This is a genomic window from Rossellomorea vietnamensis (assembly GCF_001305855.1).
GTDB lineage: Bacteria > Bacillota > Bacilli > Bacillales > Bacillaceae_B > Rossellomorea > Rossellomorea vietnamensis_A.
The window spans coordinates 410403-425892 of record NZ_LIXZ01000001.1; the positions used below are offsets into that span (position 1 = coordinate 410403).

General features: G+C 43.9%; 18 protein-coding genes. 9 read left to right on the forward strand and 9 right to left on the reverse strand.

Annotation, left to right across the window (positions count from 1 at the left end; translation table 11 throughout):
* Window positions 1-26: 26 nt before the first annotated feature.
* Entirely contained in the window at window positions 27-719 is a 693-nt protein-coding gene (locus AM506_RS02060) for a Crp/Fnr family transcriptional regulator (RefSeq protein ID WP_060670292.1), read from the forward strand.
* 60 nt (window positions 720-779) lie between these two features.
* On the opposite strand, the gene AM506_RS02065 is transcribed toward AM506_RS02060, so the two are convergent.
* A complete protein-coding gene (locus AM506_RS02065) occupies window positions 780-1088 on the reverse strand; it encodes a metal-sulfur cluster assembly factor (RefSeq protein WP_060670294.1) in 309 nt (102 codons plus the stop codon).
* Window positions 1089-1172: 84 nt separating this feature from the next.
* Window positions 1173-1946: a prolyl oligopeptidase family serine peptidase gene (locus tag AM506_RS02070; protein ID WP_060670296.1), complete on the reverse strand. Its 774-nt coding sequence runs from the start codon at window positions 1944-1946 to the stop codon at window positions 1173-1175.
* Between the two features lie 189 nt (window positions 1947-2135).
* Between AM506_RS02070 and AM506_RS02075 the strand changes: the two genes are divergently transcribed.
* The 3 genes from AM506_RS02075 to AM506_RS02080 all read left to right on the forward strand — a co-directional run bounded on the left by AM506_RS02075 (window position 2136) and on the right by AM506_RS02080 (window position 3400).
* Entirely contained in the window at window positions 2136-2951 is an 816-nt protein-coding gene (locus tag AM506_RS02075; RefSeq protein ID WP_060670298.1) for a Cof-type HAD-IIB family hydrolase, read from the forward strand.
* A gap of 108 nt (window positions 2952-3059) precedes the next feature.
* A complete protein-coding gene (locus AM506_RS22940) occupies window positions 3060-3209 on the forward strand; it encodes a hypothetical protein (protein WP_179886584.1) in 150 nt (49 codons plus the stop codon).
* Window positions 3209-3400: a DUF3813 domain-containing protein gene (locus AM506_RS02080; protein ID WP_060670300.1), complete on the forward strand. Its 192-nt coding sequence runs from the start codon at window positions 3209-3211 to the stop codon at window positions 3398-3400. Before AM506_RS22940 ends, AM506_RS02080 begins: the two co-directional genes overlap by 1 nt.
* Before the next feature lie 41 nt (window positions 3401-3441).
* Here the strand turns inward: AM506_RS02080 and AM506_RS02085 are convergent, their stop codons facing one another.
* Together AM506_RS02085 and AM506_RS02090 are read right to left on the reverse strand one after the other, a co-directional pair.
* Window positions 3442-3864, reverse strand: a complete 423-nt coding sequence (locus AM506_RS02085; RefSeq protein ID WP_060670302.1) for a Gmad2 immunoglobulin-like domain-containing protein — start codon at window positions 3862-3864, stop codon at window positions 3442-3444.
* Window positions 3865-3918: 54 nt separating this feature from the next.
* On the reverse strand, window positions 3919-4773 hold the full coding sequence (locus tag AM506_RS02090; RefSeq protein ID WP_060670304.1) for a YitT family protein: 855 nt from the start codon (window positions 4771-4773) through the stop codon (window positions 3919-3921).
* A 166-nt stretch (window positions 4774-4939) separates the two neighbouring features.
* On the opposite strand from AM506_RS02090, the gene AM506_RS02095 reads away from it, so the two are divergent.
* The 5 genes from AM506_RS02095 to AM506_RS02110 all read left to right on the forward strand — a co-directional run bounded on the left by AM506_RS02095 (window position 4940) and on the right by AM506_RS02110 (window position 9051).
* Window positions 4940-5797: a DegV family protein gene (locus AM506_RS02095; protein WP_060670306.1), complete on the forward strand. Its 858-nt coding sequence runs from the start codon at window positions 4940-4942 to the stop codon at window positions 5795-5797.
* Window positions 5798-5854: 57 nt separating this feature from the next.
* A complete protein-coding gene (locus AM506_RS22440) occupies window positions 5855-5986 on the forward strand; it encodes a DUF3941 domain-containing protein (protein ID WP_152968511.1) in 132 nt (43 codons plus the stop codon).
* A gap of 153 nt (window positions 5987-6139) precedes the next feature.
* Window positions 6140-6631: a YajQ family cyclic di-GMP-binding protein gene (locus AM506_RS02100; protein WP_044337711.1), complete on the forward strand. Its 492-nt coding sequence runs from the start codon at window positions 6140-6142 to the stop codon at window positions 6629-6631.
* Between the two features lie 69 nt (window positions 6632-6700).
* Window positions 6701-8053 (forward strand): CoA-disulfide reductase, encoded by a 1353-nt coding sequence (locus AM506_RS02105; protein WP_060670309.1) that lies wholly within the window; start codon window positions 6701-6703, stop codon window positions 8051-8053.
* Between the two features lie 128 nt (window positions 8054-8181).
* On the forward strand, window positions 8182-9051 hold the full coding sequence (locus AM506_RS02110) for an SDR family oxidoreductase (protein WP_060670311.1): 870 nt from the start codon (window positions 8182-8184) through the stop codon (window positions 9049-9051).
* A 67-nt stretch (window positions 9052-9118) separates the two neighbouring features.
* Here the strand turns inward: AM506_RS02110 and AM506_RS02115 are convergent, their stop codons facing one another.
* The 5 genes from AM506_RS02115 to AM506_RS02135 all read right to left on the reverse strand — a co-directional run bounded on the left by AM506_RS02115 (window position 9119) and on the right by AM506_RS02135 (window position 15411).
* A complete protein-coding gene (locus AM506_RS02115) occupies window positions 9119-10150 on the reverse strand; it encodes a LacI family DNA-binding transcriptional regulator (protein ID WP_060670312.1) in 1032 nt (343 codons plus the stop codon).
* 126 nt (window positions 10151-10276) lie between these two features.
* The gene (locus AM506_RS02120; RefSeq protein WP_060670314.1) at window positions 10277-11812 is read right to left on the reverse strand and encodes an alpha-amylase family glycosyl hydrolase; all 1536 of its coding nucleotides are present in this window, start codon (window positions 11810-11812) and stop codon (window positions 10277-10279) included.
* A 38-nt stretch (window positions 11813-11850) separates the two neighbouring features.
* Complete coding sequence (locus AM506_RS02125; protein ID WP_060670316.1) at window positions 11851-12693, reverse strand: sugar ABC transporter permease; 843 nt, start codon at window positions 12691-12693, stop codon at window positions 11851-11853.
* Between the two features lies 1 nt (window position 12694).
* Entirely contained in the window at window positions 12695-13981 is a 1287-nt protein-coding gene (locus AM506_RS02130; RefSeq protein WP_060670318.1) for a carbohydrate ABC transporter permease, read from the reverse strand.
* 152 nt (window positions 13982-14133) lie between these two features.
* The gene (locus AM506_RS02135; protein ID WP_060670320.1) at window positions 14134-15411 is read right to left on the reverse strand and encodes an extracellular solute-binding protein; all 1278 of its coding nucleotides are present in this window, start codon (window positions 15409-15411) and stop codon (window positions 14134-14136) included.
* Window positions 15412-15490: the final 79 nt, after the last annotated feature.

Genomic DNA, 15490 nt, shown 5'->3' on the forward strand with positions numbered 1-15490 from the left:
CATTTTGATGGAAACGATGTGATCTCATGAGTGAGAATGTTGGAGTCCCTTCCGAAATAAAACAATTATTCATCGAGAAAGAGGCGGTGAAAACCTTAAGAAAAGGAAGCTTTTTGTTTCAAGAAGGAAAAGCCGCTCACGAGTTGTATTTAATCAAAAGCGGTCGAGTTCAAATAAGCAAAACCATTCCGGATGGACGTGAATTATCCCTTCGCATCTGTTCAACTAATGATGTCATCGGAGAATTGACTTTATTCAGTAAAGTGGCCAACTACATGCTCAGCGCGAAAATACTTGAGGACACGACGGTTTATGTTTTACCGAAAGAAAGGTTTGAAGAAACCCTGTCCCAAAACGGTGACTTGACAATACAATGGCTAAAATGGATACAGCTTCAAAATCAGCAGAATCAGACAAAGTTTCGCGACCTCATCCTTCATGGGAAAAAAGGAGCCCTGTATTCTACCCTGATCCGTATGGTCAATAGCTACGGAAAAACCGTTAAAACCGGTATCCTGATCGACCTGCCCTTAACTCATCAGGAATTGGCCAATTTTTGTGGATCATCCAGGGAAGTCGTAAACAGATTATTGAGTGAATTGAAGAGAGACGACGTCCTTATCTCGGAAAAAGGATACATCACGATCTTGGATCTGGATTATCTGAAGAATGAAATTGACTGTGAAAATTGCCCGGTCTCCATTTGTCGGATCGATTGATTCAAACCGAAAAGCCCCCTGAAGCAGGCAAGCTTCAGGGGGCTTTTCATTTATTGGGTATTAACGGATCCCCAATGCGATTTTCGCATAGCGGGACATATTGTCTTTGCTCCATGGTGGATTCCAGACGATGTCTACCTCTGTTTCTTTCACTTCGGGGATGTCCCTCAATGCTGTTTTCACTTGATCCACAATGGTTCCGGCAAGGGGGCAACCCATTGACGTAAGGGTCATGGTGACTGTCGCTTTACCTTCTTCGTCTAGATCCACATCATAAACTAAACCTAAATTAACTATGTCTATTCCTAATTCAGGGTCGACAACCTGCTCTAAAGCACCCATCATATTATCTTTAAGATCTTGATCCATGCTAATCACTCCTTTACGCTTATACTTGTCTCTTACCCATTTTCAATACTCATCTTAACAAATAACCACGTATAAAACAAAAGGTTAAGCTGATAAGTGCTTCTCGAACCACTCGACAAGCCTCAACACGCCTTCTCTCGTCACTTTGTGATCGGCTTTATCATCTTCTATGAAAAGCAGATGGTCTTCTCGTTCCTCATAATAAGGCAATATGCTCTCATAGAATTCCCTGGTCAAATGGAAGGGGACGACTTTGTCGCGCTTTCCATGCCAGAACATGAGGGGTCTGCCTCCAAGCTTCTCTGGTTGAAGGCTTAGATCATAATGGGCGAGCTCACTCATCATAGTGTCGATTTCACCCTCGCTAAATGGGAGATCATATCCCAAGGATTCAACTTGAGCAAGCTGGGCCTGTGCAAATTTCACATATGTAGGGTTCCCCATCAGTGAAACGGCTGAAGAGATCCATTCATATTGAGTCAGGGCACCCAATGTAACGATCCCCCCCATGGATGTACCAGCAACACCGATTCCATTTGGTGCGATCAGCCCTTTTTCTTCAAAGTGCTCTTTCAATATGGACAATTCATGAATGGTATTCAACACGATCTTCCAAAAGACTTCTCCTAATTGATATTCTGACTTTCCAGAAGATCGTTCTCCGTGCTCTAAACAATCCGGGAGTATCACTCTGAACCCCTTTTCAGCAAGAAGGTATGCGTAGTGAAGATTATGCTCTTTCGCACTCGTAAAGCCGTGAATAAAGAAGCATGTCGGTAACGGTTTATTTATGTCCTCTTCCTTCACAAGATGAAGAAAGGGGATTGTTTGTATGTTTGATTTATCAATAAGAATCATGTTGGTTCTCTCCCTCCTGATCGCTTTTCACTTTACTATGATATCCTAGATTTGGTAGTATGTATAATATTTAAATCGAAGGCGTATGTAAACATTTCTTAAATTCTACGTGCAGTCGGTGGACAACTTTCCGGGTGTAACGCTAAACTAGAATAGCCTTCATACCAATAAGATTGGGGATTTGTATTCATGAACTCACAAGAAAAACATTTGATTGTTCTGGATCTCGATGGAACATTATTAACCGATGAGAAGAAAATCTCGTCCAAAACACATGATATTTTAAAAAAAGCGCGTCATAAAGGTCATGAAGTGATGATTGCAACAGGCAGGCCGTTTCGTGCAAGTGAATTATACTATCAACAATTACAGCTGAGTACGCCCATTGTCAATTTCAATGGAGCATTCGTGCATCATCCGGCCGACCCATCTTGGGGAATCTACCATGAACCGATGGATCTAAAAGTGGCAAAACAAATCATCGATGCATGTGATGACTTCTCGTTCCGTAACATTGTCGCTGAAGTGATGGATGATGTCTATCTTCATTATCATGACGAAAAGATCATCGATGTATTCATGATGGGTAATCCATCCATCTCAACAGGGGATATCCGAAACGTATTATCCGATCATCCTACTTCCATGCTCATTCACGCTGAGGAAGAGGATGTAGCCGATATTCGTGCCCACTTGGATGATGTTCATGCAGAATTGATCGATCATCGCCGCTGGGCTGCACCATGGCATATCATTGAAATCGTTAAATCCGGATTGAATAAAGCAGTGGGGATAGAGCGCGTGGCTTCTTCTTTGAACATCCCTCAAGAAAGAATCATCGCATTCGGCGATGAGGACAATGACCTGGAAATGCTCGACTACGCAGGAACAGGTGTGGCCATGGGTAATGCCATTGATCCACTGAAGGATATTGCCAATGCAGTGACACTTTCGAATGAAGAGGATGGCATCGGGCGCTACCTGCAAAAACGCTTCGATCTCTAAACATGATGGAAACGGTGGGTAAATCTTCTTACTGTACGTTCTCCCTCCGAGAGCCATACTAGTAAAGAACGCATCCAGCGTTCCAACTTGCACAAGGGGTGGTAAGTGATGGGTAGAAATAAATCGAAACGATTTGTACAACAAGGTAAAATTGCTGTATCAAAACATGACGAACGTATTCCGTATCATCTTACGTATGCAGAAGCAGAGGCTAAGAAGCTTGCTTCACATGGTGACGGTGCAGGGGGGCTGGAATAATGAGCAATCCACTATTCCAGCAGGCACGTAACGCTGTATCTTCAGCCAAACAGGCATGCAATACGGGAGAAAACGCTCAAATGTCCATTGATAAAGCGAAGAATGCTTTGTCATCTGCTTACGCTAACTCGAATGTGGAAGAACAAAAGCAGCTTCACGCTCTTCAAGATGAGTTGAACCGCCTATCATAAACAAGAAACAGGGTTGCCTTTTTGCAGGCAACCCTGTTTTTTTATGGAAGAGCGACGGTATAAGAATGAATGACCTTACCGTCCCCTTTATCCCGCTCATATAGATTTAAGAACAGATTTCCTGTTCTCCCTTCCATCTCAGGCAGGATGATGGAAAATTCAGTCCAGTTAGGAGCTTCTTTGTTCACTTTTAGAAGCGTTTCTGATAAGACAACACTATGACCATCTTCCACCGAATAGTAAAAACTTCCATTTGATACACAGGCTCGTCCACTAACCGTATAGCGACCTTTGACCTCCCTTACCTTCACATCTTTAAAGGAAGGATTCTCCTCAGTAACAGTAAATGATTCGACTTCTTCTGAAGGGTGATGGACGCTTCCCGTATAGAGGCTTGCTTTTGTGGTCAATGGTGCAACCAAGAACAGGATAAAGCTGATCAGTAAATATACGATGGCTTTCAAGGTGATACCCCTTTCTATCTAGGTTCACCCATAGTATCTGTTAAACTTTCTAATCTAATCTTTTCGAAAGAAACCGAAGATCCCTGTTGTCTGGACGATATTGGTAAAGGCATTGGGGTCGACGTCCTTGATCGTATGTTCAAGCTCGTACAATTCATACCGTGAGATGACGATGATCAACATCTCCTTGTCCTCTCCGGAAAAAGCCCCTTTAGCGGGCAAAGTAGTGATTCCCCTTACGAGTTTGGAATGAATGGCTTCACGTAATTCATTCGATTTCTTGGTGACGATCATCGCAGTCAGCTTCTCATGTCGTGTATGAATGGCGTCGATGACACGTGTGGAAGCATATAATGTAACTAATGTATACAGTGCTTTTTCCCACCCGTACAGAAACCCTGCAGATGTAATGATGACGGCATTCATCAAGAAGAAATAAGATCCGACCGGCTTATCTTTCATTCTTGACAGGATCATGGCGATAATGTCCATTCCCCCCGTGGATGCCCCCCACTTCAATGTGATGCCGACCCCGACAGCCGCTATGACCCCGCCGAATACCGCATTCAAAAGGATGTCCGGTGACAATTTAATGACGGGAAGCACTTCCAGGAAAAAGGAAGTCAAAAAGACCGAAATAAAGCTGTACACAGTAAAGGAGCGGCCGACCTTAAGCCACCCCAGGATGGTGACAGGAATATTAAGGATGAATAATAAAATACCAGTTGAAATATTGAAAGGTGCAAACTCTTTCAGTAAACTCGACAGCAGCTGGGCTATTCCCGTAAAGCCGCTCGCATACACATTTGCCGGAATAAGAAAGAAGTTCATGGCAATGGCCCCTAAGAGGGATCCTACCAGAACCACGACAAATTTCTTTGCCTCTAATTGAACATGATCTCTCGACATACACATACCTCCTGCATCTTGTTGTTATTTTCTATGTTCCACAATTCATCTTACCTAAACTCCTTCTACTATTCATCTTTTTATCATAATTCATGTTCAATCGATTGTTATTTTCACTGAAAATCGCTAGACTAAAGCTATAAAGATAAGTCAAAGGATGATGAAGATGACAGTAAAATTATTTACTGATAGTGCAAGCGACCTTCCTGCTGCCTATTTCAATGAACACAACATAGAGCTTCTTCCACTTAAAGTACATATAGATGGTCATGACTACGAGGACTTGATCACCATTGAACCGAAAACCGTATTCGATAAAATCAGGGACGGACATATGCCAAAAACGTCTCAAGTCTCACCGGACACGTTCCTGAAAAAGTTCACACAGCTTGCAGAATCGAGCCAATCCGGCATTTACGTTGCCTTCTCTTCCCAATTATCAGGCACGTATCAAACGGCTGTCATGATCAGGGATCAGGTAAAAGAAGATTATCCTGATCTTGATTTGACCATCATCGATTCGAAATGCGCTTCTCTCGGATATGGTTTAGTCGTGATGAAAGCGGCCGAACTCCTGAAGAACGGCGGGACAAAAGAAGAAATCATCGAAGCCTCCCGGTTTAACTCCGAGCATATGGAACACCTTTTCACCGTAGAGGATCTTGAATACCTGGCAAAAGGAGGGCGAGTTTCCAAAGCTTCAGCGTTTCTCGGAGGACTCCTGAACATCAAGCCCCTTCTCCATGTGGAAGATGGGAAACTTGTTCCAATTGAAAAGTTACGCGGAAAGAAAAAACTCCTTAAACGCATTTTAGATGTGATGGAAGAACGTGGTGACGATCTCTCCAGCCAGGTCATCGCTATCAGTCATGGAGACGACGAAGAACTCGCTCTTGAAATGAAGCAGCTCATAGAGGGAAAATTTTCACCGAAAGACGTTTATATCAGTATTATTGGATGCGCCATAGGTTCTCATACAGGTACAGGGACCTTAGCCATATTTTTCTTAAATCAGCACTCATAAACTTCCCTCCCCTTCCTCATACTAGTAACGAGAACCATTACGGAAGGGAGAATCACCATGTCACATACATCTGATAATGAAAAAAAGGCGAGAGACAACAATGCCCTGCGCCAGGAAAAGAATAAAATCAAAGAAATAAACCGAAAAGCCGGTAAAAATCAATACTCCAAAAAAACGGATCATCTATAAGGGATGGCCCGGCCAGAAGGCACCTGTTCTTTTATGAAGGGGTGCCTTTTGTTTTTATTTCTAAAAAACCCCTACTATTTCAACCAAAGAAGTTGTATGTCCCGTCACAGCTTGTCTATAATGAAAAGAGAAAAAAGTATGGAGGGGTTACATATGGCAAAGGAAAGTTCGTTTGACATCGTATCCAAAGTGGATATGTCAGAGGTGAGCAATGCGATTCAAATCGCGTTAAAAGAGGTTCAAACCCGTTATGACTTCAAAGGCAGCAAGAGTGATATTAAATTAGATGGTGAGGAAATCGTCCTCGTCTCCGATGATGAATTTAAAATGAATCAATTGAAGGACGTCCTTCTCAGTAAACTGATCAAGCGTAACGTCCCGGTTAAAAACCTCGATTACAGTAAACTCGAAGGGGCGTCAGGCGGCACTGTCCGTCAGCGTGCGAAACTTGTACAGGGAATCGATAAAGAGAACGCAAAGAAAATCAATACAATCATCAAGAACTCAGGCGTGAAGGTAAAGAGTCAAGTTCAGGATGATCAAGTCCGCGTTACGGGTAAAAGCAAAGATGATCTCCAAAAAATCATTGCAGCCATCCGCGAAGCTGACCTTTCCATCGATGTACAATACGTAAACTTCCGCTAATACGGTTTTTCAAAGAAGTCTAATGGGTACAATAATTCCATTAGACTTCTTTCATTTAGGAGGAAAAACATGAAGAAAAAAGTCATCATCATTGGTGCCGTCGGCGGAGGAGCCACGACAGCATCTCAAATCAGGAAGCTCGACAGTGAGATCGAGATCATCCTGCTCGAGAAAACCTCATACTTATCCTACGGAGCCTGCGGCATGCCCTATTACTTAGGCGATGTAATCAAAGACAGGGAAAGTCTTTTTGCAGCCACTCCTGAACAATTACATACAAAAAAGAATATTGACGTCAGAATGCATCATGAAGCGTTAACCATCGATCGTGAGAAGAAATCCCTACTGATAAGGGACCATGACCGCAATGAAGATTATGATGAAGCATATGACTATCTCGTGATTGCAACCGGTGCATCCCCCTTTCTCCCTGACATTCCAGGACTTGACCAGATCCCGGCTTTCCATCTCAGAACCGTTGAAGACATGGACAGGATCAAGCAGTTCATTGAAACATCAAAACCTGAATCCTGCACCATCATCGGCGGCGGATTCATCGGGGTCGAAATGGCTGAAAACTTCACCCATCTCGGGATGAAGGTGAATATCGTCGAAAGGTCTGAACACGTCATCAGTATCATAGATGAGGAGACAGCGAATGTCTTACAGGATCATGTCACTGAAAAAGGGGTAAAGCTGTATACGAATGATGGGTTGAAAGAAGTTTTGCCGGAGAATACATTAAAACTCGACAGCGGAGAAACGTTACAGTCTGACTTCATCCTTCTTGCAGTCGGAGTGAAACCCCGGAACCAACTGGCGAAGGAAGCCGGTTTATCGATCGGGGAATCAGGTGGGGTCGTCAGTAATGAGTTCATGCAAACGGACGATGACTCCATCTATGCAGTCGGGGATGTCGTCGAGTCCATCGACTTCATTGACGATACGCCGAAACAAGTACCCCTTGCCTGGCCCGCCCACAGGCAAGCCTACATCATCGCCAAGCACTTATCCGGGGACCCTGTCCCTTTTAAAGGGATGCTTGGAACGGCGATTGCCAAAGTATTCGACCTTTCCATCGCTTCGACGGGTCACGGAGAGAAAGACCTAAAGAAAAAAGGCTATACGTATCAAACGGCCGTGCACGAAGGAAAGTCCCACGCCGGTTACTATCCCGGGGCTCATGAAGTGTATGTCCGCGTCCACTTCTGTCCTGAGACCGGTAAGATTTTCGGGGGGAATGTGGTAGGCGGTGAAGGTGTTGATAAACAAATCGATATCCTGTCCACTGCCATCTACAGTGGACTCTCGGTCACCGATCTTCAGGAAATCGAGACGTGCTATGCCCCTCCCTTCTCCTCACCTAAAGGGTTGTTGAATATGATTGGATATAAAGCAGCAGGCAAAATGAAAAAGAAATGATTGCAGGCAGGCTTCTCATTGGGGGAGCCTGCTTTTTCCTACCCTCCTCTAAAAAAACACGTTAATAATTATTTTTTCAGGGTAAACACTATCTTAAGATAACCTAAACCCATAAAGGAGTGTTTTCATTGTCTCAACAACAAAACCAGAAACAGACTTTCCCACCTCAGCACCAGGAACATCAGCCTGGTACGGTGGATGAAATGAATCCCCAGCCAATCCATACGGATCAAAAATATAAAGGCAGTGGCAAGCTGGATGGAAAGGTCGCACTGATCACAGGAGGCGACAGCGGGATCGGACGGTCGGTTGCATGGTACTTCGCAAGGGAAGGCGCACATGTAGCGATTTCGTATTTGGATGAGCATGAGGATGCGAATAAAACGAAGGAACTTGTAGAAGCAGAAGGAGTCAGGTGCATCCTTTTACCAGGTGATGTCGGAAGTTCGACTTTTTGCAAAGATCTCGTAAATAAGACGATATCCGAGTTCGGGAAACTTGATATCCTCGTGAATAACGCTGCTGAACAACACCCTCAGGCTGACCTTAAGGATATTAGCGACGAACAGTTGGAGCGTACATTCAAAACGAATATCTTCTCGATGTTCTACTTGACGAGGGCTGCCCTCCCCCATCTTAAGAAGGGAGCCTCGATCATCAATACAGCTTCGATCACAGCTTATAAAGGAAACAAGGATCTGATCGATTACTCTTCTACCAAAGGGGCCATTGTCAGCTTCACCCGTTCACTGGCTGAAAATATTGCCTCAGATGGCATCAGAGTGAACGGGGTCGCTCCAGGACCGATTTGGACTCCGTTGATACCATCCACTTTCAGTTCACAAAAAGTGTCGGAATTCGGAGGGAACACACCCCTTGGACGGGCGGGACAACCGTTTGAATTAGCACCTGCCTATGTTTATCTTGCCAGTGATGATTCAAGTTACGTGTCAGGACAGATGATTCACGTTAATGGCGGTACCGTCATCAACGGATAAAACAAAAAGCGACTGAAGTTTATGACTCTCCCCTTTTGGAGGGAGTCCACGCTTCAGTCGCTTTTTATTATGACTTTACTTTACGTTCACCACAGGTAAACCGGGTCACAAGATGATGAGGAACAATGATGCGCTTGATCGGTTCTTTCGGATTCTCAATTTTTTGAATGAGGCTTTTCGCAGCCTCATTCCCGAGATTATATATATTGATATCCACTGATGTAAGCGGAGGTCTGGACATTTCAGCCAGGAGTACATTATTGAAGCTGACAATAGATATGTCTTCCGGGACCCTAATGCCCATCTCATCCAATGTATTCAAGACTCCAAGCGCCATCAGATCGTCTGCTACAACCAGGGCAGTCGGGGGGTCTTCGAGCTGCATGAGCTCTTTAATGGCTTCACGTCCCCCTTCACGAAGGAATTCTTCATGAATGATGTATTCGTCCTTCATATCGATCCCCGCATCGCGGAGGGACTTTTCGTAACCCAGCAAACGCTCCACCGTCACAACAAGATTCAGGTCTCCCCCGATAAAGCCGATGCATTCATGCTTTAGCCCAAGGAGATAGTCCGTCACTTCTTTCGTTGCCCGGTAATTGTCATTATCCACATGCGTGATTTCTTCACAATACTTATATGGCTTACCGACGACGACAAAAGGGAAATCCCGATTCTTTAAGTAGTTCATCACTTTATCTTCTACCTTTGAATATAACAGGATGATTCCGTCCACCCGTCCACCCTGGACCATCTGAACGACACCTTCAAAGATTTCCTCATCGGATTGGCCGGTGGACATTTGAAGGGCATACTGCTTTTCCTGAGCCCCTTCACTTAACCCTCTTAAGACAGTCGGAAAGAATGGATTTTGTGAAAAGGCACTGGCGGAACCCGGTAGTACCAACCCTATCACCTGGGTGGACTGATTTGCCAGGCTCCTTGCAATGAAGTTGGGATGATACCCAAGTTGCTCCATCGCTTCCCGGACTTTTTGTTTTGTTTTTTCACTTATTCTTGGATTGTTTGCGATAACACGTGACACCGTGGACGGTGCTACGTTTGCAAGTTTCGCAACATCTTTTATGGTAACAGCCATATATTCCACCCCCCTGTTTTAAAAAAAGCGGACCCTAAGGCGGGCTGCTCATTCATAAAATTAAAACGCTTCCATTTCATTATGTTTAAAATGGCAGCAGGGCTCATCTTAATGGCCCTGCTCTTATTACTTTTTCTTCGCTTTTCCACGTTTCCTTACAAGATACAGGAAGAGGAAGAATAGGAAGTACATGATTCCCAAAGCGAACAGGTAAGGATAATTCAGGCCGCTCTTGTTTTTCAGCATATAGATCTCTGACTCTTCACGATCCAGAACGAGATGATAATTTCCATCCTTGTCACTGCGGACCAGGTCATCACTGATCAACCCTTTTAATTCATGATTATCCGCTAATTCTTCTTTTGTTAATTGAACATTTTGTGTTTCGCTCGTATTGTTGATCGCTATGACGATCGTCTGATCTTTGTACGTCCGCTTAAAGATTCCCATCCCGTCTTTATTGTAGATCGGCGTGATATCGCCTCTCGTCAGTGCGGGATAGTCTTGACGGATTTCACCTAACCGGGTGATATAATCGATCAGTTCCTTATCCGCCCTGAAATTCATAAAGCGGCGGTTGTCAGGGTCATTCCCCCCGTCCATCGCTATTTCAGATCCGTAATAAACGATCGGGATTCCCGGGGTTGTATACATATAGGTGAGGGCAAGCTTCCATCTCGTTCCAGGGAAAAGCTTCTCTTGAACAATCATTCTCGTAAATCGTTCCATATCATGATTATCGATAAATGTTCCCATCACATATGGATTGTCATAAAAGGTTTCATTGTATTTCCAAAAGTTGAATAACCGATCCAAGGATGTATCAGGCTTTTGGAAGACAGAACGCATTTCTTCCGCTTGAGGAACATTGACGAATCCATCGATCCCTGTCCCATTGTACGCAGCGATTTTTTCCGGATCCCGGTCGAACACTTCTCCTAACAGGTAGAAGTCTTCTTTCACGGACTTCACCTCATCGCTGAACTCATCCCAGAATTCCTGCGGGACATGACGTACAGTGTCAAGGCGATATCCATCGATATCGGTTTCTTTGATCCACCACTTTGCAGCATCGAATAAATAGTTCTTCACTTCGGGATTTTCTGTATTTAAATCGGGAAGATCATATAACCAGGCATTCTGAAGACTTTCTTCATTATTGAAGTTCATCGGCTGTTTCTCATGGAACCAGTCCTTTTTTTCAGGGTCATTCACCCAGGGGTGGCCAGGTCCGACATGGTTCACAACAAAGTCCAGCATCACTTTCATATCCCGTTTGTGGGCTTCTTCCACAAGCTTCTTGAACGTCTTCATCGAGCCGAAATGTTCTTCGGTTTTGTAGAAGTCCGTAATCCAATAGCCGTGATAACCCATCGGTTGATTATCAAAGATCGGGGTCAGCCAGATAGCAGTGAATCCCATATCCTTGATGTAATCCAGTTTATCGATGATTCCTTGAAAATCACCGCCCTGATAGGCTTTCGGATCCTTCGTGTTAACATCTTTATCATTGCTCGTATCCCCATCATTAAAGCGATCGACCATCAGAAAATAAATGGTCTCATCCTGCCATTTTCGTTCTTCTTTTTCAACTGCTCCTACCGGAAGGGCGTAAAAAAGAAGAAACGGGACTAAAATGAGAGATAATACTCTTCTTTTCATCTCCGCTCCTCCTAAAATTGTTAGTAACGCCTATAAGATTATCCTTTTGTACCCCCTGCCGTCAATCCTGAAACGAAGTATTTCTGGAAGAACAGGAATAATAGGGCAATCGGTACGGCAATGAGTACAGATCCGGCAGCAAATGTCGTAAATTCCGCTCCGAACTGTTTCGCGACCATATCATAAAGGGCAACCGGTAATGTGTACATCTTTTCTGAACGCAACAGGATACTTGCAATGATAAAGTCAGCGAATGGGGCAATGAATGAAAACAGTGCCACAACCGCAATGATCGGTTTCGCAAGAGGCATGACGATCTGAAAGAAAATGCGCAAATGTCCCGCCCCGTCCATCTTGGCTGATTCATCAAGCTCTTTCGGAATCGTATCCAGATACCCTTTCATCAACCATGTGTTCATAGGGATCTGACCTCCTACATACACGAGGATCAATCCAATGTGAGTATCCAATAGTCCTGTCAGAAGTGCTAAAACGAAAATTGCGATCAATGCTGCAAAGTTCGGAATCATTTGCAGAATCAGAAATGTCATCAGTCCATTCTTTCGGCCAGTAAATCTGTAACGGGAGAATGAATAAGCCGTTAAACTGACCAATAACACGGTTAGGACCATGGTGGATAAACTGACCTTCAATGAATTCCAATACCAAAGCATATAATTGCTTTTTTCTAGATCAAATAGTTCCTTATAATGTGCCAGTGTTGCATTCTTAGGAATGATGGATGAACCGGATAAACTTTGACCCGGGTTGAATGATGATCCGATGATCCATGCAACCGGGTAAAGAATGATGGCAAACATGATCCCGATGGCGGCGTATGAAAGTGTCAAACGTATGAGTTTCTGTCTCTTCATATTCATATTACATCATATCCTCTTCTTGGAATGATTTCGTTCTCTTGAACTGCCAGACCGCTACAGTGATTACGATAATGGACAATAATAATGTGATGGCAGCGGCTTTCGAATACTGTGCGGATGTCATCGTCAGACTGTAGATCCAGGAAATCAGGATATCCGTCCCACCTGCATTTTGTCCGGTTAATGCCGGCCCACCGCCGTTGAATAAGTAAATCACGTTGAAGTTATTAAAGTTAAACGTATATTGTGTGATGATGATCGGTGCCGTTGCAAAAAGGACAAGTGGCAGCGTGATATTCTTGAATTTCTGGAATGCTGAAGCCCCATCGACCGTAGCTGCTTCATACAATTCATCAGGAATCGATTGAAGCACTCCCGTTGTCATGGCAAAGATGAACGGGAAGCCGAGCCATGCCTGGATTCCAATCAAGGCAATTCGAGTATACATCGGTTCGGTCATCCAAGGTAATCCTTCAATACCGAAGAATCCCAGGATGTCCCGGTTGATCGTTCCGAAAGATTCGTTGAACATTCCGGCGAAAACGAGGATCGAAACGAAAGCCGGGATCGCCCAAGGCAGGATAAATACCGTACGGATGATGGCTTTCCCTTTTAAATCCTTTTGATTCACAAGAATGGCAAGGAATACACCAAGTGCCACTTGAAGCGTTGTCGCGCCGAACGTCCAAACGAGCGTCCATGCAAGTACGGTGATGAACGTTTCTCTCCATATATCAATCTTGAAGATATCAACAAAGTTTTGGATCCCTACCCAGTCGACCAGTTTAGCCGGCGGTGAGTGATACAGATCGTAGTTAGTAAATGCCAGTAAAACGACAAAGATGATCGGGAAAATAACGACGAATACGAGTAATAAGAAACCTGGAGACATAATGAGATATGGAAATCCATTATCGATCAGATTTCTGTACTGCTCGCGGATCGTGCTAAGCTTCTCTCCCCTGTCCCGCTTTTCTCCATTTTTATACGCATCCCGGAGATTAAACAGATAAAAACCGATTCCAAAAATAGATACTATGATTGCCAAGATACCGTATACCATTAAGAAAATGGAATGATCTCCGTATGAGACGTCTGTCCCAAGGGTCGTGATCCCCCATAATCCGTAGCCGATCAAGTCTCTGAAGACAAGGATAAAGGCGGCTGTCATGATCAGGAAGAATCCGCCTTTTAGAAACTGCTTATGATACATCTGACCTAAACCAGGGATTAGGGAAAGGGCCAGCGCTGTTTTTCTATGATTAGTTTGATAGGATTGTTGCTCCATCCTATATTCCCCTTTCTACGTTCACAATTTTGATAAGCTTCAAGAGCTTTTTAAGAAAAGAAGGACTTTATTTCCTTAAAAAGCCCTTGAATAGGTCTTTAAAAGGATAGCAGTACCTCTCAATAACGAGAAGGTACCGCTATGATTAATGATTAGTTGGAGTGGTTCGCATCAATGTTTTGCTGAATTTGCTTCACTGCTGCATCAAGAGCCGCTTTCGGTTCTTGCTTACCTGTTACAACCGTTTGAAGTGAATCAGCCATTGGTCCCCAAACTTCTCCCATCTCAGGGATGTTCGGCATTGGAACCGCGTATTGAGATTGCTCAGCAACCGCTTTTGCACCAGGATTGTCAGCGATCGCAGGATCGTCGATCAAACCTTGGTTCGTTGGCACTTCCTGTGTTTGTTCGAAACGTAATTTAGCATACTCGTCTTGAGTGATGAACTCAATGAATTTTTGAGCCCACTCTTTGTTTTTAGAGTAGCCTGACACGTGCCAGCCTTTAACACCCATGAATGTCTTCATCGGCTCTCCGTTAGGAAGCTTAGGCATTGCAGCAATACCGATATCGATACCGGCATCTTTATATCCTTGGAATGACCAAGGTCCATTCATGACAGATGCAACTTTTCCTTCACCGAACAATCCGTCAAGAGCAGATCCACCATTTTCCCCGATGATCCCTTTAGGGAATAAACCTTCTGTGTACCATTTTTGGATATATTCAGTACCTTCTACAGCACCATCATTGTTTAAGCCAAGATCTTTCGCGTCTAATGCTCCATCTTTTTCAGCAAATACATATCCGCCGAATCCACCGATCGGTGCATGTGCGAAATAGAAGTTATCCCAAAGAGCCAAGAAACCGTAGTTTCCGTCTTTCGTGAAATCTTTAGAGAATGTGTATACTTCATCCATTGTTTTAGGCGCATCTTCCATCAACGCTTTATTGTAAATGAACACAGGCGTTTCTGAAGATTTTGGAAGACCATATAATTTACCATCATAGCTCTCAGCCGTCATGGAAGATTCAGTGAAACGTTTTTCAATGTCCCCGTCGACTTCTAAAGGAGCGATATGACCTGCAAGAGCAAGCTCTCCGATTTGGTCATGTGGTAATGTTAATACGTCGGGACCAGTTCCTGCAGGACCGTCTAAACGTAATTGTTCTTTCATTTTCGTAGCCATTTCGACTTCTTTTACTTCAACTTTGATACCAGTTTCTTCTTCGAACTTGGCACCTACTTCATCCAGCCATCCAGTTTTCTCTTGATCTTCCCAGACAACCAGTTTTTCAGGTTTGTTCGCATCGTCAGCTTTTTTCTCTCCGCTGTCGCTTTTTGATCCTTCCTCACGGTTTGGACCACAAGCAGCGAGCGCCCCAAGTACAAGCATGATTACCATAAGCAGTGATAACGCTTTCTTCATTTCGACCCCTCCTAAGTATGGTGAAACTATTAATTCATATTTTAGATTGAACAAACGCTTGCACATTCTATGACTTATT

Coding starts and splice junctions, on each gene's coding strand:
- AM506_RS02105 (WP_060670309.1), top strand. CDS start 6,701: ATGAAGAAAAAAGTCATCATCATTGGTGCCGTCGGCGGAGGAGCCACG.
- AM506_RS02060 (WP_060670292.1), top strand. CDS start 27: ATGAGTGAGAATGTTGGAGTCCCTTCCGAAATAAAACAATTATTCATC.
- AM506_RS02065 (WP_060670294.1), bottom strand. CDS start 1,088: ATGGATCAAGATCTTAAAGATAATATGATGGGTGCTTTAGAGCAGGTT.
- AM506_RS02075 (WP_060670298.1), top strand. CDS start 2,136: ATGAACTCACAAGAAAAACATTTGATTGTTCTGGATCTCGATGGAACA.
- AM506_RS02095 (WP_060670306.1), top strand. CDS start 4,940: ATGACAGTAAAATTATTTACTGATAGTGCAAGCGACCTTCCTGCTGCC.
- AM506_RS02100 (WP_044337711.1), top strand. CDS start 6,140: ATGGCAAAGGAAAGTTCGTTTGACATCGTATCCAAAGTGGATATGTCA.
- AM506_RS02130 (WP_060670318.1), bottom strand. CDS start 13,981: ATGGAGCAACAATCCTATCAAACTAATCATAGAAAAACAGCGCTGGCC.
- AM506_RS02120 (WP_060670314.1), bottom strand. CDS start 11,812: ATGAAAAGAAGAGTATTATCTCTCATTTTAGTCCCGTTTCTTCTTTTT.
- AM506_RS02080 (WP_060670300.1), top strand. CDS start 3,209: ATGAGCAATCCACTATTCCAGCAGGCACGTAACGCTGTATCTTCAGCC.
- AM506_RS02115 (WP_060670312.1), bottom strand. CDS start 10,150: ATGGCTGTTACCATAAAAGATGTTGCGAAACTTGCAAACGTAGCACCG.
- AM506_RS02090 (WP_060670304.1), bottom strand. CDS start 4,773: ATGTCGAGAGATCATGTTCAATTAGAGGCAAAGAAATTTGTCGTGGTT.
- AM506_RS02125 (WP_060670316.1), bottom strand. CDS start 12,693: ATGAATATGAAGAGACAGAAACTCATACGTTTGACACTTTCATACGCC.
- AM506_RS02135 (WP_060670320.1), bottom strand. CDS start 15,411: ATGAAGAAAGCGTTATCACTGCTTATGGTAATCATGCTTGTACTTGGG.
- AM506_RS22940 (WP_179886584.1), top strand. CDS start 3,060: ATGGGTAGAAATAAATCGAAACGATTTGTACAACAAGGTAAAATTGCT.
- AM506_RS02070 (WP_060670296.1), bottom strand. CDS start 1,946: ATGATTCTTATTGATAAATCAAACATACAAACAATCCCCTTTCTTCAT.
- AM506_RS22440 (WP_152968511.1), top strand. CDS start 5,855: ATGTCACATACATCTGATAATGAAAAAAAGGCGAGAGACAACAATGCC.